This is a genomic window from Rhodococcus wratislaviensis, assembly GCF_041228765.1.
Taxonomy (GTDB): domain Bacteria; phylum Actinomycetota; class Actinomycetes; order Mycobacteriales; family Mycobacteriaceae; genus Rhodococcus_F; species Rhodococcus_F wratislaviensis.
This window is the reverse complement of the sequence record NZ_CP150488.1, coordinates 6,690,464-6,714,464: the sequence shown is the minus strand read 5'-3', so window position 1 is coordinate 6,714,464 and position 24,001 is coordinate 6,690,464. Positions and strand designations below refer to the sequence as shown.

At 67.8% G+C, this 24,001-nt stretch carries 22 protein-coding genes; 18 read left to right on the top strand and 4 right to left on the bottom strand.

Annotated features, from left to right (window positions below; translation table 11 throughout):
* Positions 1-2 precede the first annotated feature (2 nt).
* Positions 3-812, top strand: coding sequence for a methyltransferase domain-containing protein (locus WKC72_RS30990; protein ID WP_037231563.1), 810 nt, complete (start codon positions 3-5; stop codon positions 810-812).
* Between the two features lie 53 nt (positions 813-865).
* On the top strand, positions 866-1,534 hold the full coding sequence (locus WKC72_RS30985) for a L,D-transpeptidase (protein ID WP_128639229.1): 669 nt from the start codon (positions 866-868) through the stop codon (positions 1,532-1,534).
* 60 nt (positions 1,535-1,594) lie between these two features.
* Here the strand turns inward: WKC72_RS30985 and WKC72_RS30980 are convergent, their stop codons facing one another.
* Positions 1,595-3,292, bottom strand: coding sequence for a fumarate hydratase (locus tag WKC72_RS30980; RefSeq protein ID WP_037231567.1), 1,698 nt, complete (start codon positions 3,290-3,292; stop codon positions 1,595-1,597).
* 177 nt (positions 3,293-3,469) lie between these two features.
* On the opposite strand from WKC72_RS30980, the gene WKC72_RS30975 reads away from it, so the two are divergent.
* Entirely contained in the window at positions 3,470-4,240 is a 771-nt protein-coding gene (locus WKC72_RS30975; RefSeq protein WP_128639228.1) for a CPBP family intramembrane glutamic endopeptidase, read from the top strand.
* Positions 4,241-4,248: 8 nt separating this feature from the next.
* On the opposite strand, the gene WKC72_RS30970 is transcribed toward WKC72_RS30975, so the two are convergent.
* Together WKC72_RS30970 and WKC72_RS30965 are read right to left on the bottom strand one after the other, a co-directional pair.
* Positions 4,249-5,493, bottom strand: a complete 1,245-nt coding sequence (locus WKC72_RS30970) for an esterase/lipase family protein (protein WP_370180684.1) — start codon at positions 5,491-5,493, stop codon at positions 4,249-4,251.
* A gap of 324 nt (positions 5,494-5,817) precedes the next feature.
* A complete protein-coding gene (locus tag WKC72_RS30965; RefSeq protein WP_009479155.1) occupies positions 5,818-5,955 on the bottom strand; it encodes a hypothetical protein in 138 nt (45 codons plus the stop codon).
* A 303-nt stretch (positions 5,956-6,258) separates the two neighbouring features.
* Between WKC72_RS30965 and WKC72_RS30960 the strand changes: the two genes are divergently transcribed.
* Entirely contained in the window at positions 6,259-6,780 is a 522-nt protein-coding gene (locus tag WKC72_RS30960; RefSeq protein WP_037231574.1) for an OmpA family protein, read from the top strand.
* A gap of 9 nt (positions 6,781-6,789) precedes the next feature.
* Here the strand turns inward: WKC72_RS30960 and WKC72_RS30955 are convergent, their stop codons facing one another.
* Positions 6,790-7,920 (bottom strand): NADH:flavin oxidoreductase, encoded by a 1,131-nt coding sequence (locus tag WKC72_RS30955; protein WP_370180683.1) that lies wholly within the window; start codon positions 7,918-7,920, stop codon positions 6,790-6,792.
* 138 nt (positions 7,921-8,058) lie between these two features.
* Here WKC72_RS30955 and WKC72_RS30950 point away from each other — a divergent pair, with 138 nt between their 5' ends.
* The 14 genes from WKC72_RS30950 to nuoI all read left to right on the top strand — a co-directional run bounded on the left by WKC72_RS30950 (position 8,059) and on the right by nuoI (position 23,994).
* Positions 8,059-9,690, top strand: coding sequence for an amidohydrolase (locus WKC72_RS30950; protein ID WP_112299116.1), 1,632 nt, complete (start codon positions 8,059-8,061; stop codon positions 9,688-9,690).
* Positions 9,687-11,090 carry a chloride channel protein gene (locus WKC72_RS30945; RefSeq protein WP_370180682.1) on the top strand — a complete coding sequence of 468 codons (1,404 nt, stop codon included), beginning with the start codon at positions 9,687-9,689 and terminating at the stop codon, positions 11,088-11,090. Before WKC72_RS30950 ends, WKC72_RS30945 begins: the two co-directional genes overlap by 4 nt.
* 42 nt (positions 11,091-11,132) lie before the next feature.
* Positions 11,133-12,032 carry a restriction endonuclease gene (locus WKC72_RS30940; protein WP_005253670.1) on the top strand — a complete coding sequence of 300 codons (900 nt, stop codon included), beginning with the start codon at positions 11,133-11,135 and terminating at the stop codon, positions 12,030-12,032.
* A gap of 166 nt (positions 12,033-12,198) precedes the next feature.
* Complete coding sequence (locus tag WKC72_RS30935; protein WP_037231583.1) at positions 12,199-13,407, top strand: serine hydrolase domain-containing protein; 1,209 nt, start codon at positions 12,199-12,201, stop codon at positions 13,405-13,407.
* A gap of 106 nt (positions 13,408-13,513) precedes the next feature.
* The gene (locus WKC72_RS30930; RefSeq protein WP_128639224.1) at positions 13,514-13,936 is read left to right on the top strand and encodes a response regulator transcription factor; all 423 of its coding nucleotides are present in this window, start codon (positions 13,514-13,516) and stop codon (positions 13,934-13,936) included.
* Positions 13,937-14,154: 218 nt separating this feature from the next.
* A complete protein-coding gene (locus WKC72_RS30925; protein ID WP_005239104.1) occupies positions 14,155-14,514 on the top strand; it encodes an NADH-quinone oxidoreductase subunit A in 360 nt (119 codons plus the stop codon).
* A 49-nt stretch (positions 14,515-14,563) separates the two neighbouring features.
* Positions 14,564-15,118: an NADH-quinone oxidoreductase subunit B family protein gene (locus WKC72_RS30920; RefSeq protein ID WP_005239105.1), complete on the top strand. Its 555-nt coding sequence runs from the start codon at positions 14,564-14,566 to the stop codon at positions 15,116-15,118.
* 155 nt (positions 15,119-15,273) lie between these two features.
* Complete coding sequence (locus tag WKC72_RS30915; RefSeq protein ID WP_128639223.1) at positions 15,274-15,996, top strand: NADH-quinone oxidoreductase subunit C; 723 nt, start codon at positions 15,274-15,276, stop codon at positions 15,994-15,996.
* The gene (nuoD, locus tag WKC72_RS30910; RefSeq protein WP_112299120.1) at positions 15,996-17,312 is read left to right on the top strand and encodes an NADH dehydrogenase (quinone) subunit D; all 1,317 of its coding nucleotides are present in this window, start codon (positions 15,996-15,998) and stop codon (positions 17,310-17,312) included. The genes WKC72_RS30915 and nuoD overlap by 1 nt, the downstream gene beginning before the upstream one ends.
* Entirely contained in the window at positions 17,309-18,232 is a 924-nt protein-coding gene (gene nuoE / locus WKC72_RS30905) for an NADH-quinone oxidoreductase subunit NuoE (protein WP_370180681.1), read from the top strand. The genes nuoD and nuoE overlap by 4 nt, the downstream gene beginning before the upstream one ends.
* A gap of 1 nt (position 18,233) precedes the next feature.
* The gene (nuoF, locus tag WKC72_RS30900) at positions 18,234-19,532 is read left to right on the top strand and encodes an NADH-quinone oxidoreductase subunit NuoF (RefSeq protein WP_112299122.1); all 1,299 of its coding nucleotides are present in this window, start codon (positions 18,234-18,236) and stop codon (positions 19,530-19,532) included.
* Positions 19,533-19,608: 76 nt separating this feature from the next.
* Complete coding sequence (locus WKC72_RS30895; protein ID WP_370180680.1) at positions 19,609-22,086, top strand: NADH-quinone oxidoreductase subunit G; 2,478 nt, start codon at positions 19,609-19,611, stop codon at positions 22,084-22,086.
* Positions 22,083-23,435, top strand: a complete 1,353-nt coding sequence (gene nuoH, locus WKC72_RS30890) for an NADH-quinone oxidoreductase subunit NuoH (protein WP_370180679.1) — start codon at positions 22,083-22,085, stop codon at positions 23,433-23,435. Before WKC72_RS30895 ends, nuoH begins: the two co-directional genes overlap by 4 nt.
* A complete protein-coding gene (nuoI, locus tag WKC72_RS30885; protein ID WP_112299125.1) occupies positions 23,428-23,994 on the top strand; it encodes an NADH-quinone oxidoreductase subunit NuoI in 567 nt (188 codons plus the stop codon). Before nuoH ends, nuoI begins: the two co-directional genes overlap by 8 nt.
* Positions 23,995-24,001: the final 7 nt, after the last annotated feature.

Here is a 24,001-nt window from a genome sequence, read left to right as displayed (position 1 = left end):
GCATGAACGGCGACGAGACGGTCTACACCCACGGACACGACGAATCGGTGCTGCGGAACCATCGATGGCGCACCGCCGAGAACTCCGCCGGCTACCTGCTCCCGCACCTGCGCGCAGGCATGACGTTGCTCGACGTCGGGTGCGGGCCGGGCACGATCACCGCCGACCTCGCGGGACTCGTCGCTCCCGGAGTCGTCACCGCCGTCGAGATGACCGATGAGGCGCTGTCCCTGGCCCGGAACGAGTTCGCCAAGCGGGGAGTCCCGAACACCCTGACCGTCGTGTCCGACGTCCACGCCCTCGACTTTCCCGACGACAGCTTCGATGTCGTGCATGCACATCAGGTCCTGCAACACGTCGGAGATCCGGTGCAGGCATTGCGCGAGATGAAGCGGGTGTGCAGGCCCGGCGGGATCGTCGCCGCCCGCGACGCGGACTACGGCACCTTCACGTGGTTTCCGGCGACACCGGCACTCGACGAATGGCTGACGCTGTACAAGGCCATCGCGCGGGCGAACGGTGGTGAACCGGACGCGGGCCGCCGCCTGCGGGCGTGGGCGCACGAGGCGGGTCTCGGCGACGTCGTGAACACTGCGAGCACGTGGTGTTTCTCCTCCGACGAGGATCGCGAGTGGTGGGGAGGGTCCTGGGCCGATCGCTCGCTGCAGTCGAACTACGCGGACCGGGCGCTCGAGTTGGGGCTCGCTACCGCGGCGGACCTGGAACGCATCGCGGCGGGCTGGCGTTCGTGGGTGCGGGAGGACGACGGCTGGTTCGCGCTCCTGCACAGCGAGATCCTCTGCCGCGTGTAGCAGCGGGGAGGGAAAATCTCGCGACGAGTGCCCGAGGATGGAACACTCGCCCCATGACGACGTTACGGGTGGGTCGACTGTGGTTGGCGGGACTGATGGTGGCTCTGATCGGGCTGGTGCTGGTACCCGGCGCCTCCGCGGCCCCGGACCGAGCGGTCTTCTCCGGCGCCTCGGACCAGGTGATCACGGTCTACGCCCCGTCCGCGGGGGCAGTGGTCGCCGAACTGACCGCGTGGGAACGGAATGCGGACGGCACGTGGCAGGTGTTCGCGGGCCCCGTCCCCGCCGACGTCGGCGGGGAAGGAATCGGTGCGGCGAACGAATTCTCCACCCGCACGCCGGCCGGTGTCTTTCCGCTGGCGCAGGCGTTCGGCAGGCAGCCCGCCCCCGAGACGGCGATGCCGTACTTCCAGTCGGATCGGCGGGACTGGTGGGATTCGAATCCGCTCTCGCCGACGTACAACACGCACGTCCGGCAGGATGCGAGCCCCGGTGGTAACAGTGAGAACCTGTACGCGGCCGGTCCGCTGTACGACTACGCGGTCGCGATCGGCTACAACGCCGCCCGCATTCCGGGTCTCGGGTCGGCGATGTTCCTGCACGTCACGGACGGCACCACCACCGAAGGCTGCGTCGCGATCGACCGCGACACGTTGACCACACTCCTCGGCCGGCTCGACCCGGCGAAGAATCCGGTGATCGAGATCGCGGTAGGTGCGTAGCACCCGTGAGTGGTTGACGAGTCCAGGGACTCGTCAACCACTCACGGGCGGCGGAGCCGCCTACAGGCCGGGGCGCTTGCCGATGGTGAGGGTGGGGGTGGAGACACCGGCGAAGAAGTCCTCGCCCTTGTCGTCGACCACGATGAACGCGGGGAAGTCCTCGACCTCGATCTTCCAGACCGCTTCCATGCCGAGCTCTTCGTACTCGACGATCTCGACCTTCTTGATGCAGTCGAGGGCGAGACGCGCCGCGGGACCGCCGATGGACCCGAGGTAGAAGCCGCCGTACGACTTGCACGCGTCGGTGACCTGCTTGGAGCGGTTGCCCTTCGCGAGCATCACCATCGAGCCGCCCGCGGCCTGGAACTGCTCCACGTAGGAGTCCATGCGACCGGCGGTGGTGGGTCCGAAGGAACCGGACGCCATGCCGTCGGGGGTCTTGGCCGGACCGGCGTAGTACACCGGGTGGTCCTTGAGGTACTGCGGCATGTCCTCGCCGGCGTCGAGCCGTTCCTTGATCTTGGCGTGGGCGATGTCGCGTGCGACGACGAGCGGTCCGGTGAGCGACAGTCGTGTCTTCACCGGGTGCTTGGACAGCTCGGCGAGGATCTCCGGCATCGGCTTGGTGAGGTCGATCTTCACGGCCGCGCCCTTGCCGGTGCCGGAGACACCGTCGGTCTCGGCGTCGAGCTGGGCGTCGGTGACCTCGGGGAGGAACCTGCCGGGGTTGAATTCGAGCTGCTCGAGGAAGACGCCCTCGGGGGTGATCTTCGCCTTGGCCTGCCGGTCCGCCGAGCAGGACACGGCCAGTGCGACGGGCAGTGACGCACCGTGGCGGGGGAGGCGGATGACGCGGACGTCGTGGCAGAAGTACTTGCCGCCGAACTGTGCGCCGATGCCGATCTGACGGGTCAGCTCGAGCACCTTCTCCTCGAGCTCCAGGTCGCGGAAGCCGCGGCCCGTGATCGCCCCCTCGTTCGGGAGTTCGTCGAGGTAGTGCGCCGACGCGTACTTGGCCGTCTTGAGCGCAAACTCCGCGGACGTGCCGCCGACGACGATCGCGAGGTGGTACGGCGGGCAGGCTGCGGTGCCGAGGGCGCGGATCTTCTCCTCGAGGAACCGCATCATGCCGTCCGGGTTCAGAATCGCCTTGGTCTCCTGGAACAGGTAGGACTTGTTGGCGCTGCCGCCGCCCTTGGCCATGTACAGGAACTTGTAGGCGTTCTCGTGCCCGCTCGCCGTGTCGGCGTAGAGCTCGATCTGGGCGGGGAGGTTGCTCCCGGTGTTCTTCTCGTCCCACATCGTGATCGGCGCGTTCTGCGAGTACCGCAGGTTGAGCCGGGTGTAGGCGTCATAGACGCCCCGGGCGATGGCCTTCTCGTCGTCGCCGGGGGTGAGGACGTGCTGGCCGCGCTTTCCCATGACGATCGCGGTACCGGTGTCCTGGCACATCGGCAGCACGCCGGCGGCGGAGATGTTGGCGTTCTTGAGCAGATCGAGTGCCACGAACTTGTCGTTGCCCGACGCCTCGGGATCGTCGAGGATGCTCGCGAGCTGCGTCAGATGGTCGCTGCGCAGGTAGTGCGAGATGTCGTGGAGCGCGGTCTCGGTGAGCAGCCGCAGCGCCTCGGGCTCGACGGACAGGAAGGTGCGGCCGTCGGGTCCTTCGACAGTCGACACCCCCTCGGTGGTCAGCAGCCGATACTCGGTGGGGTCCTCACCGATCGGCAGCAAGTCCTCGTAGAGGAAGTCGGCCATTCTATCTCCTGGACAGCGGGTTGTGTGAAGTTCGTATTCAGGCTAGCCGCGGGCTCCGGCGGCCCTGTGACGCGGGGGCATGCTTCGACCTGCGCAGTGGCGTGGCTCACAGAGGTTTCGGAGGCGAATCCGTACACTTGACTTGATGCGTGTACACGAAGCAGATCGGCCGGCCGAATGACCCTTGAAGTCCAGTACGCCGGAACTGTCGACGGCGAGAAGTCCGGTGCACGCGCCAAGCGTCCCGTGCTGCATGCCTACCTGGACATCGCGATCGTGGTGGTCGTCCTCGCAGCCACGAATCTGATCGCGCACTTCACCACCGCGTGGGCGAGTATCGCCACCGTTCCGATCGCCGCTGTCGTGCTGCTCGTTCTCACGCGGCGCCGCGGGCTCGGCTGGGCAGAACTGGGGCTCTCGCCCCGGCACTGGCGAAAGGGTTCGCTGTACGCGCTGGCGGCGATGGGACTCGTGATCGGCGTCGTGGCGATCGGCGCAGCCCTGCCGATCACCCGCCCCTTCTTCATGGCCGACCGGTACGCCACCCTGTCCGGTGCGCTCATCGCGTCGATGATCGTCATCCCGTTGCAGACGGTCATCCCCGAGGAGCTCGCGTTCCGCGGCGTGCTGCACGGCACCCTCGACCGCGTGTACGGCGCCCGTGGTGTCTTCGCGGCGGGTTCGCTGATGTTCGGTCTCTGGCACATCGCGTCTTCGCTGGGACTGACGTCGGGAAACAAGGGGCTGTCCAGCTTCCTCGGCGGCGGCGTCCTCGGTCAGGTGCTCGGCATCCTCGCGGCGGTGGTCGCGACCGCGGCCGCGGGCGTCGTGTTCACCTGGCTCCGTCGCCGCAGCGGCAGTCTGATCGCGCCCATCGCGCTGCACTGGTCATTGAACGGCGCGGGTGCGCTCGCCGCCGCCATCGTGTGGCACACGACCATGGCCTGAGTCCGGAGTCAGCGGGCTTCCGGCGTGCCGAGCCATTCCAGCAGCTTCTCGTACACCGACTCGTGGTTGAGCATCGTGAAGTGGTTCGCGGGCGCGAGGTGCATGCCGTCCTTGTCGCGGAAGCCGATCATCCGCGTCCGGTTCCGGCCGGACGCACTCGGCACGAGCACCATGCCGTCGCCGAGCAGGCGGCCCAGCGGATGCCTCGGGCTGCGCGTGATGGTCGCGGAGACGAAGCAGTACGTCACGCCGTCGAGCAGGGGGACCTCGCTGCACGCCGCGGCGCGGAGCGTGTCGGGATCGCGATCGCGCCAGTCCTCGTCGACGAGCGAACCCTGGTTCAGATCCCGGATGCCGGCGCTCCTTCTGCGCAGGAGCCCGGAGATCGCGCGCGTCTCGGGCAGCGCGGCCAGTCTGGCACTCGCGTAGTGGACGGCCTGCTCCAACGGGGCGCCGAGGTGAGGCGAGCCGAGACTCACGACGTGCCGAACCCGTCTCACCCACGGGCGGTCGTCGAGGAAGGCGATCCGGCAGGCGCTGCGGGCCACGAGGCCACCCATGGAATGCCCGACGAGTGCGATCGACTCGACCTCGACCGGCCAGTTCTCGGTGACCGCGTCCAGAAGGTCGGACAGGCTCCTGCCGTTGTCCGAGATGTGCCTGCCGGAGTTGTACCGGATCTGCAGCGCCGTGTACCCCAGGTCCGTCCCGAGCCGTTCACCGTAGGTGGGACGGCGGCCCAGCGACCACGCGTCCTCGGTCTCGACGAGGCCGTGCAGGAAGACGACGATGCGGCCGCCGGCGCGCGGGAAGGCGTCGGCGAGCGTGGGCGCGTCCGGGGCGAGCGCGACACCGTTCACCCGTATCGCCAGGGGCTCGGCGAGCGGTGACCCCTCGGATTCCAGTACGTCGCCGATCAGCCCCTGGATCGCGGCGATCGCCTGGGCTCCGCGGCGAGTCTGGGACGGCGCGACGTTCTCCGGCGACGGGAGGTCGAGGAACCGTCCTGCGAGGGAACCACTGAGACGTGCGGTGTCGGCGACGAGTGCGTACACGGCGCCCGAGATCTCGTCGTGGAGCAGCTTGGCGGGGATCGTGTGGGAGCCGACGCCGAGTCGGATCCCGGCGAAGACGCGATCCGAGATCGCGCGGTGGATGCTGCCGATGCCGGTGGCGGCGCCCCCGATTTCTTCGAGGGCCAGCCGGGCGAGGGCCCGCACCTCGGTGCGGCGTCTGATCTGCGCGTCGGTCACGAGATTTGAGTGTACGCATGTGCACTGAAATGTGCGCGTGTTACGAGGGTGTCGCGAATATGCCCCGCGGCCGATTATTTCGGGAATAAATCAACGGTGAAGCGGAAAAGTTGATCTTCGACGGCCGGTTCAATTGGTCGACCGACCAATTCCGGGAAAATCGCTGGTGACGCGGATAATGAACATGTTCACGTTGTGAATTACTCGTCGTGATAGATACGTGATTGAGTCGGATCAATGGGGCCGACAACGCCGTGACGGGGTCCGCGCGCCTGAGCGTGCGAACCCCGTCACGGGTGTTCAAGTCTTGTGCCAGCGGAAATGCTAGCCAATCGTGGCCGCGGCCGCGGTTGCGGCGTCTGCGCCACCGCCCAATGCGTCGGCGGAACCCGAGAAGAAGTCCAGGGCACCGGCGAGGTCGGAGAAGGCGGAGAAGAATTCGGACAGGAAGGCGAGATCCATGCTTTTAACTCCTTGCTCGGTTGTGGGCATTTATGTCGGCGCTGAGCGGGCGCCGGATTCCTTCCTACCGTTATTGAAATGAGATCGCAATCCGAGGGTTTAACCGAAATGAAACGCGAGACGAATTACCGGGTTCCGACCAGGTGAGAAGCCCGTGTCCGGATTCACATCCGGCGGGCGGGATCCCACGATGTGGGAGCCGGGCAGTGCCCGAATACCACCGTCGACGGGCGTCGGCGGGGCTATCCTCGTCCCACGACGTGTAGCGCCTTCCGGACATACCGACGTATAGGGGAACCCATCATGCGCAAGACCATCGTCACCGGTATCGCGGTCGCCGCCATCGCGCTGCTCGGCGCGGCCGGTTGCTCCGACGACAGTTCGAACGAGGCTCCGATCGCGACCACGACGACCTCGTCGGCGTCCGACCGGGTGGAAGGCGCGATCAGTAGCGTGCAGGCCACGGCGTCGTCCGCCGTGAACACCGCGCGCGAGGCCACGCAGAACGCGATCAACTCGGCCATCGCGGCGGTCCCGATCGGATTCGAGTCGGGAACCGCCGAGCTCAACGCCGTCTCGGACGTGACGGTCAGGGCGGTGGCCGCCGCCATGAAGGCCGGCGACAGCAAGATCGAGATCGAGGCCTACGCGAGCAACACGGACGAGGCGGCCGCCGAACTCCTGGCCGATCAGCGCGCCCAGGCCGTCGCCAACGCGCTCGAGGCGCAGGGCGTCGACAAGAGCCGCATCTCGGTCGACGGAACGGCCAACCCGCCCGAAGGTGTCAATGTCGATCAGGTGGAGATCACCGTCGAGGACAGCTGACCGGCCCGGTCAGTGCAGGACCGCCCGGTGCTCGTTGCTGTACGGGACGTGCTCGGCGGTTCTGCCCTCGCGGAGTTTGAGCACCCACTCGGGGTCGGACAGCAGCGCGCGGCCGACGGCCACGAGATCGAACTCGCCGTTCTCGTACTGCCGGAGCAGGCGGTCGATACCGGCGGTGTTCGAGGCGCCGTCCGAGGTGAAGGCTGTCGTGAACACGTCGTCGAGACCCACCGAACCGACCGTGATGGTGGGGAGTCCGGTCAGCCGTTTGGTCCAACCCGCGAGACCGAGTTCCCCGTCGTCACCGGCCAGCTCGGGGAACGCCGGTTCCCAGTGCCTGCGGGTGGACGGGTGCAGTACGTCGACACCGGCGGCGACGAGGGGCGCGAGCACCGCCGCGAGTTCGTCGGGGGACTGCGCGATCCGCGAGTCGTAGTGGTTCGACTTCCACTGGCTGAAGCGGTAGACGATCGCGAAGTCCTCGCCGACGGCGTCGCGGATCGCTGCGACCACCTCGACGGGGAACCGGGTGCGGGCCTCGAGCGACCCGCCGTAGCCGTCGGATCGGACGTTGGTGCGGTCCCACAGGAACTGGTCGAGCAGGTAGCCGTGCGCACCGTGCAGTTCGATGCCGTCGAAGCCCACGTCGCGCGCATTGACGGCGGCCGCGACCCAGGACTCGCGCAGCGCGCCGAGATCGGACGCGGTGAATTCACGTCCCAGGCGAGTCCCGTCGAGGGCGATCCCGGACGGGCTGGCGGTGGTCACCTCCGGATTCAGGCGGGGCTGCGGGCCACGTTCGACGCCCAGGTGCCACAGCTGCGGGATGATCTGCCCGCCCTCGTCGTGGACTGCGTCCACCACCGATTTCCAGCCCGCGAGGCTGTCGTGCCCGTAGAGGAGCGGCACCCGGGTGTGCGATCCGGCGGCCGGGTCGGGGATGTACGTCCCCTCGGTGATGACGAGTCCGACCCCGCCCGCCGCGCGCCGGCGGTAGTACGCCGCCACATCGTCCCTGGGAATGCCGTCGGGGGAGAATGCCCTGGTCATGGGCGCCATTGCAAAGCGATTCCGTAGCCGGAGGGATTTGACGGCGAACGGCTTGAAGAGGCCGTCCACGGGCAGCGGTGTTTCGGTCATGCCTGTCTGCAACTGATCTTGGTTACGCACTATTCCTGCATACGACCTGCTGTGTAGTTGTAATCTGAAGTCACAGTCGACACTCGCTGCCGGCGCGTGGGCTCTCGCCCGCGCCCGGTCTGACGGGAGGGTGCACTGATGGGCACGAACGACGGAAAAGCTGCCGATCTGGTGCTGTTCGGTGACGTGGTCACCATGAACGACGCCGCGCCGCGCGCTCGGGCGGTTGCGGTGCGCGACGGGCGGATAGCCGCCGTCGGCAACGACTCCGCGGTGTTTCCGCTGATCGGGCCGGCAACGATCACGGTCGACCTGCATCGCGCATGCATACTCCCGGGCTTCATCGAGGCGCACGGTCACCCGCTGAACTCCGCGGTGCTGCTCGGCGAACCGGTGGTGGACATCAGACCGGTCACGATCGCCGACGCGGGGGACGTGGTCGACGCGGTTCGCCGCGCCGTCGACGAACACCCCGACGGCGCCGTGCTCAATGGCTGGGACCCCCTGCTCCAGAAGGGGCTGCCCGAACCGACCCGCGAATGGCTCAATTCCGTCGCCCCCGACACGTCCCTGGTGATCCTGCACAACACCGGGCACGTCGCCTACTTCAACGACGTCGCCGCGCGGGAGTCCGGATTGAGCAAGGACACGCCGGACCCGGAGGGCGGCAGCTTCGGCCGCGACAAGTCGGGTGAACTGGACGGTTCGGCATTCGAGGCGCCCGCCGTGATGGTGGTGGCCGCCACGATCCTCGCGGGTGCCGCCGAGCGGTTGCCCGAACTCCTCGCCGCCGAGTGCGCGCGGATGAACGCGGCAGGCATCACGACCGCCAGCGAAATGGCCTTCGACCCACGGTTCCGCAGCGCCCTGACCGCGATCGCCCGATCCGGTGCGCTCACCACCCGACTGCGGCTGTACGAGATGTCGAACCCGGAGCGCGCCTCCGAGGTGTCACCCGGAGTCGGCAACGACCTGCTGCGCCAGGTGGGCATCAAGATCTGGTCGGACGGCTCGCCGTGGGTGGGCAACGCGGCCACCAGCTTTCCGTACCTCGACACGGAGGTCACCCGGTCGCTCGGGCTCGCCGGAACGCGCGGCGAGGCCAATTACACGGAGGACGAGATTCTCGAGATCAGCAAGCCGTACTTCGAGAACGGCTGGCAGATCTCCTGCCACGCCAACGGTGACGCCGCGGTCGCCCTGGTCCTCGACGCGTGGGAGCGGATGCTCGCCGACTCCCCACGCGAGGATCACCGACTCCGGCTCGAGCACGTCGGGGCGATGACCCCGGACCAGTTCCGCCGAGCGACCGAACTCGGCGTCACGTGCAGCCTTTTCGTCGATCACCTCTACTACTGGGGCGACGTGCTCGTCGACGACCTGTTCGGCCCCGAACGCGGAGCATGTTGGGCGGCTGCAGGTTCCGCGATCAAGGCGGGACAGCGGATCTCGTTCCACAACGACGGCCCGGTCACCCCGACCAACCCGCTGCGCAACATCGCCGACGCCGTCACCCGCCGCACCCGATCGGGGCGCGTGCTCGCTCCCGAGGAACGGATCTCCGTCCCGGATGCCCTGCGCGCCGAGACGATCAACTCGGCGTGGCACCTACGGAGTGAGGACGCCATCGGGGCGATCGTCGCCGGCATGCACGCCGATCTCGTCGTGTTGTCGGCCAACCCGCTCCTGGTGGAGCCAGACGACATCGCGGACCTCGAGGTGCTCGCCACGATCCTGGAGGGTCGAACGGTCTTCGGAAAGCTGGAGTGATCCGGGTGGCGCCCGGGTCGAGGGCTCTGCGGTCGATCGGGACGTCAGCCGGAAACTGGATCCGGACTTCGGGTTACACCCGCAAATGGCTGGTTCTCGGCGTCGTGATCGGGATCGTCGCCGGGCTCGGAGCGGTCGTGTTCTACGTCGCGCTGTCGGAAGCGACGCAACTGCTGATCGTCGGCATCGGGGGCTACCACCCGCCGACCGCGGCGGGCGACGGTGGGGCGGTCGGCAGCAGGGAGTTCACGAGACCGTGGGCGATCCCGCTCGTGGTGTGCCTGGGTGGTCTGGTATCGGGGATCATCGTGTTCACGCTGGCTCCGGAGGCCGAGGGGCACGGCACCGACGCGGCGATCGAAGCCGTCCACCGGGACCCCCGCATGATCCGCGTCCGGGTCGTCCTCGTGAAGCTGGTCGCGTCCGCGATCACGATCGGGTCCGGCGGGTCCGGCGGTCGCGAGGGACCCACCGCACAGATCTCGGCGGGTTTCGGATCGCTCCTCGCCCGCAGGCTGGACCTGTCCCCACGGGACGGTCGAATCGCCGTGGCGATCGGCATCGGCTCCGGCATCGGCGCGATCTTCGGCGCCCCGCTCGGCGGCGCGGTGTTGTGCTGCACGATTCCCTACAAGGAAGACTTCGATTTCGAGGTGCTCGTGCCGGCGCTGGTCACGTCGATCGTCAGCTACACCGTGTTCGGCAGCTTCCTCGGTTTCGGGCCACTGTTCGGGTACGCCGCGCAGGACTACGTGTTCGACACCCCGGTCCAGCTGGTGTGGTTCGCGCTCATCGGTGTGCTCGGCGGCCTGATCGGATTGCTGTACAGCGGGACGTTCTACACGGCCGTCGATCTCACCCACCGTCTGCCGGGCAGCCGGATCGTCAAACCGGCGGTCGGCGGGCTGCTCGTCGGACTGATGGCTCTCGTGTTGCCGGAGGTGCTGGGCAGCGGTTACGGCTGGATTCAGCAGTCCATGGGCCGCGGCGACCTCACGGCCATCCCGCTGTGGGTCGTGCTGCTGTTGCCGTTCGCGAAGATCCTCGCGACGTCGCTGTCCATCGGCTCGGGTGGATCCGGCGGCATCTTCGGCCCGGGAATGGTGATCGGGGCGTTCACCGGCGCCGCAGTGTGGCGACTGCTGGAACCGATCGCCCCGGGAGTCCCCGACAATCCGGCGCCCTTCGTCATCGTCGGCATGATGGCCTGCTTCGGCAGTATCGCCCGCGCTCCTCTCGCGGTCATGTTGATGGTCGCGGAGATGACGGGGAGCGTCGGCGTGCTGGTGCCGGGGATGATCGCTGTCGGACTCGCTTATCTCATCGTGCGGCGATCGGGGAAGACGATCTACCGGGCGCAGCGCGAGAACCGTGCGGAGGCTCGGCTCGCCCCGGGATGATCGGATCGGGGTCCGTGTGTGGAGGGCCGGGTGGATTCCGGCATGCTTGTGGCCATGACTGTTCACGTTCCTCAGTACGTCGACCTCCTCTGGCCAGCGCTTCAGGCTGCCATTGCTCTCGGTGGTTCGGCGTCCAACGAGGAGCTCGACAGCGCCGTCGTTGAGCGAGAAGGGCTTTCGTCCGACGTGCAGGGTGTGCTGCACGGTGACGGTCCCAGCACCGAGATCGAGTACCGGTTGGCGTGGGCCCGTACCTACCTCAAGGGGATGGGTCTGCTCACGAACAGCAGGCGCGGGGTGTGGAGTGTGACGGAGAAGGGCCGCGAGGTCGCCGAGAGCGAGATTCGACCGCTGCACGCCGAGTTCTCCGCCGAGAACCGCAAGAAGAATGCCGCCCGCAAATCGGCGAAGGCGGCGTCCCGCCGCAACGACGAGCCGGATGCCAACATCGCCGAGGCCGAGAACGACGCGGACTGGAAAGACCTCCTCCTCGATACGGTCCTGAAGATGTCGCCGCCCGCGTTCGAGCGGCTGACCCAGCGGTTGCTGCGGGAGGCGGGATTCTCGAGCGCGTCCGTCACCGGTCGCGGCGGCGACGGGGACATCGAGGGGCTCGGCGTGTACCAGTTGTCGCTGCTCAGTTTCCCCGTGTTCTTCCAGTGCAAGCGCTACAGCGGCAGCGTCGGGGCGGGGGCGGTGCGCGATTTCCGCGGCGCGATGGCGGGCCGCGGCGAGAAGGGCCTGCTCATCACCACCGGGACCTTCACCGGTGACGCCCGCACGGAGTCCAAGAGGGACGGGGCACCGCCGATCGACCTCATCGACGGCGACCGGCTGTGCGACTTGTTGAAGGAGCATTCACTGGGTGTCCAGACCACCACGCGTCTCGTCGAGGACGTCGAGGTCAGGTCTGATTACTTCCACTCGCTGGAGCCGAAATGATCAGCGTCGGGTCACCGCCCCAGCGCCAGGACACTCTTTCCCGTTGCGGTATGGCCACGAAGCGATCACACAGGCCCTGAAGCGGTGCCGACAGCGTCTTCCCGTGTGTAAAGAGGAAGTTAAATACACATGTCACTGACGTGAAAAGCGACCGAGGGAAGTCGATATGACGACCACATCGCCGTGGCCGTTGATGGGCCGCACGGTACGGCCGCCGGCGGGGATGCTGGCGGACCGGCGGTTCGCGATGCTCGTCGACCAGTTCTTCGGACTCTTCCACGACGCCAGCCAGGGCGGCGGCGCGCTGGCCGTCTATCTCCACGGTGAACCGGTCGTCGACGTGTGGGCCGGGTGGGCGAGCCGCGACACGTTCTGGCAGGACGACACCGTCACCCTCACGTTCTCCACGGGCAAGGGCGTCGCGTCCACCGTTCTGCACCGTCTCGCCGGACGCGGGATCATCGACTACGAGGCGCCGGTGGCGCAGTACTGGCCCGAGTTCGCCGCCGAGGGCAAGGACGAGATCACGGTGCGCGAACTGCTGTCGCACCGCGCCGGACTGCACCGGGTACGCGGGCTCGTGCCCGGACCGCTGAGTCTGATGGACCATTCCCTGGTCAGCGCCGCACTGGCCGCGGCGACCCCGGATCAGCGTCGGCTGAAGGTCCCCGGCTATCACGCGGTGACATTCGGTTCGCTCGTCGCCGAACTGACCTCCCGCGCGGCCGGGAAACCCTTCACGGAACTGGTGCGCACCGAGGTCGCCGAACCGCTCGGGGTGAAGGAATTCTGGTACGAGGTGCCGCCGGCCGAGCGTGCCCGGATCGCGAGGACCTTCCCGCACATCAACCCGTTCGGCGTTCCGTGGGGAGCCACGTCGTTCGCGATGTCGCGGCTGCCCGGTCTGCGCAACGTGGCCGACGCCGGCATGCCCGCCGGTTTCGACGCCCTCGTCCGCAACCCAGCGATCCACGACAGCGTGATGCCCGGGTGGAACGGCGTGTTCAGCGCCCGCGCGCTGGCGCGTATGTACGGGGCGCTGGCGAACGGCGGAACGGTCGGCGGTGTGGAGTTCCTCCCACCCGACGTCGTGGCGACGCTGAGTCAGGTGCAGACGACGGCCCGCGACTACGTTCTGGGCATTCCGATGAACTGGCGGCTCGGCTACCACGCGGGGATGGTGGCACGTCGCAGGCAGCCGTCGAATACTTTCGGGCACTACGGGTTGGGCGGGTCGGGTGCGTTCGCCGACGCCGACACCGGGCTGTCGATCGCCTTCGTCACCAACCGGCTCGGCAACATGCTGACCCCCATCGCCGATCTCCGCCTGCCGAAGCTCGGGTCGACGGCGCTCGCCATCGCCGAGAAGCTGTAGCCGGGCGGCTCGCGCCGCCGGTGGAACCAATTCGATGTAGACGCGCCGTTTTTCGATCGACGCGAGCCTCCGGTCTGGAGGGCGGGGGACCGGTAGCATCGGGTCCGTGACCGACGCGACCGCCCACACCAGCCGTCCTGATCGGTTGCGTGTCCTCGTCTACAGCGACGATGCGACCACCCGCCAGAAGGTCGTTCTGGCGCTGGGGACGCGTCCGCACCCCGACCTCCCGGAGTTGGAGTACGTCGAGGTGGCGACCGCGCCCGTGGTGATCCGGCAGATGGATGCCGGCGGTATCGACCTTGCAATCCTGGACGGGGAGGCGGTGCCCGCGGGCGGGATGGGGATCGCGAAGCAGTTGAAGGACGAGATCGACGACTGCCCCCCGATCCTGGTCCTGACCGGCCGCCCCGACGACGCCTGGCTGGCCACGTGGTCGCGGGCCGAGGCCGCGGTGCCGCACCCGCTCGACCCGATCCGGTTGTCCGAAGCGGTCATAGCGCTGCTACGCACCCGCCTCTCAGCTTAGGCTCTCCTGACTCCGTTTCCCGCTGCGTGAAGGTGCATCGAGCGCCTGTGCCGCAGGGGTTTTCCGTACTTCGAGATCGCCTGGAACTCGCACGGTCAAATCGACCGGGCTCGACGACTTCCCTTGTACGCTGTGGCATAACTCACAAGAGCGTAGCTTCGGAAACGACCGTCCGGGAATCGGGCGGACAGGCTCGGGAAGAGGGGAGCTGAGACGGCATGAATGTCTACGTGCCGATCCTCGTGCTCGGGGCGATTGCGGTCGCGTTCGCGGTCTTCTCCGTGATCGTGGCGAGGATCGTCGGTCCGAGGCGCTACAACCGTGCCAAACTCGACGCCTACGAGTGCGGCATCGAGCCGACACTCTCGCCTCTGGGCGCGGGCCGCATCCCGGTGAAGTACTACCTGACGGCCATGTTGTTCATCATCTTCGACATCGAGATCGTGTTCCTCTATCCGTGGGCTGTCCATTTCGATGCTCTCGGCTTCTTCGGTCTCGGGGCCATGGCCCTGTTCATCTTCAACGTCTCCGTCGCCTACGCGTACGAGTGGCGGCGTGGCGGTCTCAGTTGGGACTGACCTGTCCCCCCAGCGATCCAAAAGCTAAGTCGGAAGAGAAGAGTCGGATATGGGCATCGAGGAGAAGCTGCCGAGCGGCTTCCTGCTGACCACGGTCGAAGGGCTCGCGGGCTATGTCCGCAAGGGCTCGCTGTGGCCGGCGAGTTTCGGGCTCGCCTGCTGCGCGATCGAGATGATGGCCACCGCCGGCGGACGCTTCGACATCGCCCGTTTCGGCATGGAGGCGTTCCGGGCGTCGCCGCGGCAGGCGGACCTGATGATCGTGGCCGGCCGGGTGAGCCAGAAGATGGCCCCGGTGCTGCGGCAGATCTACGACCAGATGGTGGAGCCGAAGTGGGTGCTGGCGATGGGCGTCTGCGCGTCGTCGGGCGGCATGTTCAACAACTACGCGATCGTGCAGGGCGTCGACCACATCGTGCCGGTGGACATCTATCTGCCCGGGTGCCCGCCCCGGCCCGAGATGTTGTTGAACGCGATCCTCACCCTGCACGAGAAGATCCAGCAGATGCCGCTCGGCGTTCACCGCGAGGAGGTGGCGCGGGCGGCGGAGCAGGCGGCGCTGGCCGCCACCCCCACCATCCAGATGAAGGGCCTCCTGAGATGACCGGAGCGAGCGGCCGTGGCTCGAGGGAGCGAAGCGAACCGAGCAGAAGGTGCCGGGGCCGTGCGGTCTGGACTGAGGAGCGAGGGAGCGTAGCGAACCGAGCAGAAGGTGCCGGGGCCGTGCGGTCTGGACTGAGGAGCGAGGGAGCGTAGCGAGTGAGTGACGAGGGAAGACCGCACGACAAGGCCCCGGCGCCCGCGAGCGAAGCGAGCAATGTCCCAGAACAGATCGGTGTGCGCAAGGGGCTGTTCGGGGTGCGGGGTAGTGGGGATACGTCGGGGTATGGGCGGTTGGTGCGTCCGGTGTTGTTGCCGGGGAGTACGCCGCGGCCGTATGGGGGGTATTTCGATGATGTCGCGGATGGGCTGGGGGCGGCGTTGGCGGAGTCGGGTGTGGGTTTCGAGGTGGCGATCGAGTCGGTTGTGGTGTTTCGGGGTGAGGTGACGTTCGGTGTGCGGCGGGAGTTTTTGCCTTTGGTGGCGCGGGCGTTGCGTGATGAGCCGGATCTGCGGTTCGAGATGTGTCTGGGTGTGAATGGTGTGCATTTCCCGCAGGATGTGGGCCGGGAGTTGCATGCGGTGTATCCGTTGTTGTCGATTACGCACAATCGTCGGATCCGTCTGGAGGTGGCGGCGCCGGATGCGGATCCGCACATCCCGTCGTTGTATGAGGTGTATCCGACGAACGATTGGCACGAGCGGGAGACGTACGACTTTTTCGGGATCGTGTTCGATGGTCATCCGTCGTTGACCCGGATCGAGATGCCGGATGACTGGCCGGGTCATCCGCAGCGGAAGGACTATCCGCTCGGCGGCATTCCCGTCGAGTACAAGGGCGCGGAGATCGCGCCGCCCGACGAGCGGCGGGGGTACAACTGATGAGCGAGGACACGGTTTTCACTGTCGCCGGTCAGGACTGGGACGAGGTTGTCGATGCGGTGAAGGCGTCGTCGGGTGGTGCGGGTTCGGAGGGCGGCGAGGAGCGGATCGTCGTGAATATGGGTCCGCAGCATCCGTCGACGCACGGGGTGTTGCGGCTCATCTTGGAGATCGAGGGTGAGACGGTCACGGAGGCCCGGTGCGGGATCGGTTATCTGCATACGGGGATCGAGAAGAACCTCGAGTATCGGACGTGGACGCAGGGCGTGACGTTCGTGACGCGGATGGATTACCTGTCGCCGTTCTTCAACGAGACGGCGTATTGCCTCGGTGTGGAGAAGTTGCTCGACATCACGGATCAGGTGCCGGAGCGGGCGAGTGTGATCCGGGTGATGTTGATGGAGCTCAACCGCATCTCTTCGCATCTGGTGGCGTTGGCCACGGGCGGCATGGAGTTGGGGGCGGTCACGGCGATGTTGTTCGGTTTCCGGGAACGTGAGCTGGTTCTGGACGTGTTCGAGATGATCACGGGGTTGCGCATGAATCATGCGTACATCCGGCCGGGGGGTTTGTCGCAGGATCTGCCGGAGGGTGCGGTGGAGAAGGTGCGCGAGTTGCTCACGTTGATGCCGGAACGGCTGCGGGACATGGAGAATCTCCTCAACGACAACCGCATCTGGAAGGGGCGCACCCAGGGCATCGGGTATCTCGACCTGACGGGGTGCATGGCGCTCGGCATCACGGGTCCGATGCTGCGTGCGACGGGTCTGCCGCACGATCTGCGTAAGTCGCAGCCGTATTGCGGTTACGAGAATTACGAGTTCGACGTCAGCACCGATACGGGGTGCGACGCGTACGGCCGTTATTTGATCCGGGTCGACGAGATGAAGGAGTCGTTGAAGATCGTCGAGCAGTGCCTCGACAAGTTGCGGCCGGGCCCGATCATGGCGGAGGACAAGAAGATCGCGTGGCCGGCGGATCTGACGTTGGGTCCCGACGGTCTGGGCAATTCGCCAGGGCACGTCCGCGAGATCATGGATTCGTCGATGGAGTCGCTGATTCATCACTTCAAGTTGGTGACGGAGGGTTTCCGGGTGCCGCCGGGCCAGGTGTATGTGGCGGTGGAGTCGCCGCGGGGTGAGCTCGGTGTGCACATGGTGAGCGACGGCGGAACCCGACCGTACCGGGTGCATTTCCGGGATCCGTCGTTCACGAACCTGCAGTCGGTGGCGGCCACGTGTGAGGGCGGCATGGTTGCGGATGTCATTGCCGCGGTCGCGAGCATCGATCCGGTGATGGGGGGCGTGGACCGATGACCGAGCAAGCAGCACCGAAGCAAACCCCCATCTTCATCGAGTTCGGGCCCCGGCCGGAGGAGCACGGGCTGCTGGTGCGGCCGGGGGCGCGTGAGGAGTACCCGCCGGAGGTCGGTGCGCGGTTGGATGCCGATGCCGACGTCGTCGTCGCGCGGTACCCGAATTCGCGTTCCGCGCTGCTGCCGCTGCTGCATCTGGTGCAGGCGGAGGACGGCTGCATCACGCCGGCGGGGATCGAGTTCTGTGCCTGCCGGCTCGGGTTGACCGGCGCCGAGGTGGCTGCGGTGGCGACGTTCTATTCGATGTACCGGCGCGATCCGACGGGCGACTACTACGTCGGTGTGTGCACCAACACGTTGTGCGCGATCATGGGCGGCGACGCGATCCTCGCCGCGCTGGAGGAGCATCTCGACCTGCCGCATGGCGGCACGTCCGCGGACGGCAAGGTCACGCTGGAGCACATCGAGTGCAATGCGGCGTGCGATTACGCCCCGGTGGTGATGGTCAATTGGGAGTTCTTCGACAACCAGACCCCGGAGTCGGCTCGCTCGCTCGTCGATTCCCTGCGTTCGGGGGAGCGGGTGTCGCCGAGCCGCGGCGCGGCGCTGTGCACGTTCCGGGAGACCGCGAGAATTCTCGCTGGGTTCCCCGACGAGCGTCCGGGTGCGCTGGCGGAGGGCGGCTCCGCGGGCGACGCCACACTGGCCGGTCTGCGGGTGGCGCACGAACGGGGTATGGCAGCGCCGGATCCTGCGGAGACGTCGCTGATCCCGGAGCCGCCGTCGCGGGACACCGAGCCGGTGGCGGCGGAATCGGCGAAGGACCAGCCGGCGCCTGCCCCGTCCGCGACGGTGCCGCCGGATCGGTCCACCTCCGAGACGGATCCGGCGGACACCGACCCGGGTCGAAAGGGAGACTGACATGCCGCTGACCCCTGTCCTCAGCCGTTACTGGGACGAGCCCGAGTCCTGGACCCTCGACACGTACCGTCGCCACGACGGGTACGAGGGCCTGCAGAAGGCGCTGCGCATGGAGCCGGACGAGGTCATCTCGACGGTCAAGGAGGCCGGCCTGCGCGGTCGTGGTGGTGCCGGGTTCCCGACCGGGATGAAGTGGTCGTTCATCCCGCAGGGCGACGACAAGCCGCACTACCTCGTGGTCAACGCCGACGAGTCCGAACCGGGCACCTGCAAGGACATGCCGCTTATGCTGGCCACGCCGCACGCGCTCGTGGAGGGCGTCATCATCGCGGCGTACGCGATCCGCGCCGGGCACGCGTTCATCTATGTGCGCGGCGAGGTGGTGCCGGTGCTGCGCCGGCTGCAGGCCGCGGTCGCGGAGGCGTATGCGGCGGGCTACCTCGGCACGAACATCCTGGGCACCGGTTTCGACCTCGAACTGGTCGTGCACGCGGGTGCGGGGGCGTACATCTGCGGGGAGGAGACGGCGCTGCTCGATTCGCTGGAGGGGCGCCGCGGTCAGCCTCGGTTGCGTCCGCCGTTCCCCGCGGTGGCCGGTCTCTACGCGTCACCGACCGTCGTCAACAACGTCGAGTCGATTGCGAGTGTCCCGCCGATCATCGTGAACGGCATCGAGTGGTTCCGGTCGATGGGCAGCGAGAAGTCGCCCGGCTTCACCCTGTACTCCCTGTCCGGGCACGTGACGAAGCCCGGACAGTACGAGGCCCCGCTCGGAATCACCCTGCGGGAGTTGCTCGAGTACGCGGGCGGAGTCCGCGCCGGGCACCGATTGAAGTTCTGGACCCCGGGCGGTTCCTCGACGCCGATCTTCACCGACGAGCATCTCGACGTCGCCCTCGACTACGAGGGTGTCGGCGCCGCCGGATCGATGCTGGGCACCAAGGCGTTGCAGATCTTCGACGAGACCACGTGCGTGGTGCGTGCCGTGCTCCGCTGGACCGAGTTCTATGCGCACGAGTCGTGCGGGAAGTGCACGCCCTGCCGGGAAGGCACCTACTGGCTGGTGCAGATCCTGGAGCGGCTCGAGAGGGGGGAGGGGACCGACGCCGATCTGGAGAAGCTGCTCGACATCGCCGACAATATCCTCGGCAAGTCGTTCTGCGCTCTCGGTGACGGTGCGGCCAGCCCGATCATGTCCTCCATCAAGTACTTCCGCGACGAGTACCTCGCACACTTCGAGCAGGGTGGCTGCCCGTTCGACCCGCATCAGTCCACGCTCATGGCGGGAGTGCATGCATGAAGCCTGCGAGTGTAGCGAGCGATGTTTCGGCGCGGAGGCCGCGCGTTCTGGACCGAGGAGCGAGGGAGCGCAGCGAGTGAGCGATGAGGGAAGGGCGCGCGTGAAGGGCTCCGCGCCTGCGAGCGTAGCGAGCCATGATACGAGCCTTGATGCAGTGAACGTTGTCATCGACGGTGTCGAGGTCAGTGTCCCCAAGGGCACGTTGGTGATTCGTGCCGCGGAGATGATCGGCATCCAGATCCCGCGGTTCTGCGACCACCCGTTGCTCGACCCGGTCGGCGCGTGCCGTCAGTGCCTCGTCGACGTCGAGGGGCAGCGCAAGCCGCTCGCCTCCTGCACCACGACCGTCACCGACGGCATGGTCGTCCACACCCAGCTCACGTCGCCCGTCGCCGACAAGGCGCAGAAGGGCGTGATGGAGTTGCTGCTGATCAACCATCCTCTGGACTGCCCGGTGTGCGACAAGGGCGGCGAGTGCCCCCTGCAGAACCAGGCGATGTCCAACGGGCGCGCGGAATCGCGTTTCGGGGAGGTCAAGCGCACGTTCCCCAAGCCGATTCCGCTGTCCACGGAGGTCCTGCTGGACCGCGAGCGGTGCGTGCTGTGCGCGCGGTGCACCCGGTTCTCCCAGCAGGTCGCCGGCGACCCGTTCATCGAACTCATGGAACGGGGCGCGCTGCAGCAGGTGGGGATCTACGCGAAGGAACCGTTCGAGTCGTACTTTTCCGGCAACACCGTCCAGATCTGTCCGGTGGGTGCGCTGACGGGTTCCGCGTACCGCTTCCGGGCCCGCCCGTTCGACCTGGTCTCCAGCCCCAGCGTCTGCGAGCACTGTGCGAGCGGGTGCGCCCAGCGCACCGACCACCGGCGGGGGAAAGTGCTGCGCCGGCTGGCGGGCGACGATCCGGAGGTCAACGAGGAGTGGAATTGCGACAAGGGGCGGTGGGCGTTCGCCTACGCCACCGAGCGCGACCGGACCACGACCCCTCTGGTCCGCGGCGACGACGGCACGCTGGCACCCGCCTCCTGGTCGGAGGCCCTGGCCGTCGCGGCGCGGGGACTGGCCGCCGCGCGGGGCAACGCGGGTGTTCTCGTCGGGGGCCGGTCCACCTGGGAGGATGCCTACGCCTACGCGAAGTTCGCACGAACAGTGCTCGGCACCAATGACATCGACTTCCGCAGTCGCGCGCACTCCGGCGAGGAGGCCGAGTTCCTGGCTGCCCGGGTGGCGGGGCAGCGACTCGCGGTCACCTACGAGGATCTCGACGCCGCGCCGGTCGTTCTTCTCGTCGCATTCGAGCCGGAGGAGGAATCGCCGATCGTCTTCCTGCGGCTGCGCAAGGCCGCACGCGCGAAGGCCGTTCCGGTCTACTCGATCGCCCCGTACGCGTCCCGTGGCCTGGAGAAGATGTCCGGCCGCCTGCTGCGGTCCGCGCCGAGTGCGGAGGCGGAGGTCCTCGACGGACTCCGCGCGGGAGACCCGGACCCGGGCGTTACTGAACTGCTGCGCCGGCCGGGTGCGGTCATCGTGGTCGGGGAAAGACTCGCCGGGGTGCCGGGGGCGCTGTCCGCGGCGGTCCGACTGGCCGACGACACGGGGGCCCGGCTGGCCTGGGTGCCGCGACGGGCCGGCGAACGCGGCGCACTCGAGGCCGGTGCGCTGCCCGGACTGCTCCCGGGTGGCAGACCGGTGGGCGATCCGGAGGCGCGGCGGCAGGTCGCGTCGGTGTGGAACGCCGCGGGCCTGCCGGACACCGCGGGCCGGGACACCGCGGGCATCCTCGCCGCGGCCGAGGCGAAGACGCTCGGGGCGCTGGTGATCGGCGGTGTCGAGGCCGACGACCTCCCCGACCCGCAGGCCGCGCTGGCCGCGGTCGAGGCGGCAGGGTTCGTCGTGAGTCTGGAACTGCGCCACAGTGCGATCAGCGAGCGCGCGGACGTGGTGTTCCCCATCGCACCGGTCATGGAGAAGCCGGGCACCTTCCTCGACTGGGAAGGGCGCATACGCGATTTCGACGCCGCCCTCCGGGCCACCGGGTCGATGCCCGATCAGCGCGTGCTCCACGCGATCGCCGGCGAAATGGGTGTCCCGCTGGGTCTTCCGGACGCCGCCACCGCACGGCGCGAACTCGAGAGGCTCGGCGCCTGGGACGGTGACTTCCCGGATCCGCCCGACCATCCGCAACCGCCGCGGCGGGAACCCGGGCCGGGGGAGGCGGTGCTCGCCACCTGGCGGATGCTGCTCGACTCGGGGCGGCTGCAGGACGGGGAACCGCACCTGGCAGGCACCGCCCGCACTCCGGTCGTGCGGATGTCCGCGGCCTCGGCGGCCGAGTCGGGTGCCGCTGACGGGGATCCGGTCACCGTGACGACGGAGCGGGGCGGCGTCACCCTGCCGTTGGTGATCACCGACATGCCGGATCGAGTGGTGTGGCTGCCCCTCAACTCGCCCGGGTCCGCCGTCTACAAGCAACTGGCCGCCCGGTCGGGGAGCGTCGTGAACGTCCGCCGCGCGGCAGGCACCAACGGGATGGTCCCGGGAGGTGCGCTGTGACGATCGAGGCCGTCTACCCCGACCCGGCGCTGTTCGGCCACGACCCGTGGTGGCTGGTTCTCGGCAAGGCCCTGGCCATCTTCGTGTTCCTCGTCCTCACTCCGCTTCTGACGATCCTGGCCGAACGCAAGGTCATGGCCTGGATGCAGATGCGCGTGGGCCCGAACCGGGTGGGTCCGCGGGGCATGCTGCAGAGCCTCGCCGACGGCATCAAGCTCGCGCTGAAGGAAGGGATCGTCCCGAAGGGTGTGGACAAGCCGATCTACATCCTGGCGCCGATCATCGCCGCGGTACCCGCGTTCATGGCGTTCGCCGTGATCCCGTTCGGCCCGGCGGTGTCGATCTTCGGGCACTACACGCCCTTGCAGCTGACGGACCTGCCGGTGGCCGTCCTCTACGTCCTCGCGGCCACGTCGATCGGCGTCTACGGCATCGTGCTCGCCGGCTGGGCGTCCGGCTCCACGTACCCGTTGCTGGGAGGGCTGCGCTCGACGGCGCAGGTGATCTCGTACGAGATCGCGATGGCGTTGTCCTTCGCGGCCGTGTTCCTGGACGCCGGAACGATGTCCACGTCGGGCATCGTCGCCGCCCAGGACCACACCTGGTACGTCTTCCTGCTGCTGCCGTCGTTCCTCATCTACGTCACGTCGATGGTCGGCGAGACCAACCGGGCGCCCTTCGACCTGCCCGAGGCCGAAGGCGAACTGGTCGGCGGGTTCCACACCGAGTACTCCTCGCTGAGCTTCGCGATGTTCATGCTCGCCGAGTACGTGAACATGGTGACGGTCTCGGCGCTCGCCACCACGCTGTTCCTCGGCGGCTGGCATGCCCCGTTCCCGCTCAGCCTGTGGGAAGGCGCGAATTCCGGCTGGTGGCCGGTGCTGTGGTTCACGCTGAAGGTCTGGGGTTTCCTGTTCGTGTTCGTCTGGTTGCGCGCCACGCTGCCCCGGCTGCGGTACGACCAGTTCATGGGTCTCGGCTGGAAGATCCTGATCCCGATCTCGCTGGTGTGGGTCATGGTCGTCGCCACCGTCCGGGCCTTCCGCAACGAGGGTTACGACGTCCGGTCGATCGCACTCGTCGTCGCGGGCCTCGTCGTCGCCCTCGTCGTGGTGATGCTGCTGTGGAAGCGGCTGCGCCCGGGCCGCGTTCCCGCACCCGAGAAACGGGTCGAGCCGCAGGGACGCGCGGAACCGTCCCCGGAGACACTCGAACCGTTCGATCCCATGGCCGGTGGATACCCGGTTCCGCCGATGCCGGGTCAGACGCTGCCCGCGTTCCGGCGCACGCCCGTCTCCGTCACCTCCGCGCACTCCACCGGATCGACCCAGGAGAACAGCGATGACTAAATTCCTCGGCCCCATAGCGGGTTTCGGCGTGACCTTCTCGACGATGTTCAAGAAATCGAACACCGAGTTCTACCCGGAGGAGAAGGTGCCGACGGCTGCCCGCTATCACGGCAGGCACCAGCTCAACCGTTACGCGGACGGGCTGGAGAAGTGCATCGGGTGCGAACTGTGTGCCTGGGCGTGCCCCGCCGACGCGATCTTCGTGGAGGGCGCCGACAACACCGACGAGGAACGCTTCTCGCCCGGCGAGCGGTACGGCCGGGTGTACCAGATCAACTACCTGCGCTGCATCGGGTGCGGGCTGTGCATCGAGGCGTGCCCGACGCGGGCGCTGACCATGACCAACGAGTACGAGATGGCCGACGACAACCGTGCCGGCCTGATCTACGAGAAGGACCGGCTGCTGGCCCCGCTCGAGTCCGGCATGGTCGAGTCGCCGCACCCGATGGCCCCGGGCACCACCGCCGAGGACTACTACCGCGGCGCGGTGACCGGGGGAGCGGCGGCTGCGCCGCAGGATGAATCCGGGGTCGACGACACGGCGGGGGACAGGCCGTGATCGAGGG

What these genes read in the sequence shown, in the direction of transcription:
- nuoE (WP_370180681.1), top strand. Translation starts at nt 17,309, where the DNA reads ATGACCGAGCAAGCAGCACCGAAGCAAACCCCCATCTTCATCGAGTTC.
- nuoD (WP_112299120.1), top strand. Translation starts at nt 15,996, where the DNA reads ATGAGCGAGGACACGGTTTTCACTGTCGCCGGTCAGGACTGGGACGAG.
- WKC72_RS30985 (WP_128639229.1), top strand. Translation starts at nt 866, where the DNA reads ATGACGACGTTACGGGTGGGTCGACTGTGGTTGGCGGGACTGATGGTG.
- WKC72_RS30980 (WP_037231567.1), bottom strand. Translation starts at nt 3,292, where the DNA reads ATGGCCGACTTCCTCTACGAGGACTTGCTGCCGATCGGTGAGGACCCC.
- WKC72_RS30950 (WP_112299116.1), top strand. Translation starts at nt 8,059, where the DNA reads ATGGGCACGAACGACGGAAAAGCTGCCGATCTGGTGCTGTTCGGTGAC.
- WKC72_RS30955 (WP_370180683.1), bottom strand. Translation starts at nt 7,920, where the DNA reads ATGACCGAAACACCGCTGCCCGTGGACGGCCTCTTCAAGCCGTTCGCC.
- WKC72_RS30965 (WP_009479155.1), bottom strand. Translation starts at nt 5,955, where the DNA reads ATGGATCTCGCCTTCCTGTCCGAATTCTTCTCCGCCTTCTCCGACCTC.
- WKC72_RS30935 (WP_037231583.1), top strand. Translation starts at nt 12,199, where the DNA reads ATGACGACCACATCGCCGTGGCCGTTGATGGGCCGCACGGTACGGCCG.
- WKC72_RS30975 (WP_128639228.1), top strand. Translation starts at nt 3,470, where the DNA reads ATGACCCTTGAAGTCCAGTACGCCGGAACTGTCGACGGCGAGAAGTCC.
- WKC72_RS30990 (WP_037231563.1), top strand. Translation starts at nt 3, where the DNA reads ATGAACGGCGACGAGACGGTCTACACCCACGGACACGACGAATCGGTG.
- WKC72_RS30960 (WP_037231574.1), top strand. Translation starts at nt 6,259, where the DNA reads ATGCGCAAGACCATCGTCACCGGTATCGCGGTCGCCGCCATCGCGCTG.
- nuoF (WP_112299122.1), top strand. Translation starts at nt 18,234, where the DNA reads ATGCCGCTGACCCCTGTCCTCAGCCGTTACTGGGACGAGCCCGAGTCC.
- WKC72_RS30940 (WP_005253670.1), top strand. Translation starts at nt 11,133, where the DNA reads ATGCTTGTGGCCATGACTGTTCACGTTCCTCAGTACGTCGACCTCCTC.
- WKC72_RS30920 (WP_005239105.1), top strand. Translation starts at nt 14,564, where the DNA reads ATGGGCATCGAGGAGAAGCTGCCGAGCGGCTTCCTGCTGACCACGGTC.
- nuoI (WP_112299125.1), top strand. Translation starts at nt 23,428, where the DNA reads ATGACTAAATTCCTCGGCCCCATAGCGGGTTTCGGCGTGACCTTCTCG.
- WKC72_RS30925 (WP_005239104.1), top strand. Translation starts at nt 14,155, where the DNA reads ATGAATGTCTACGTGCCGATCCTCGTGCTCGGGGCGATTGCGGTCGCG.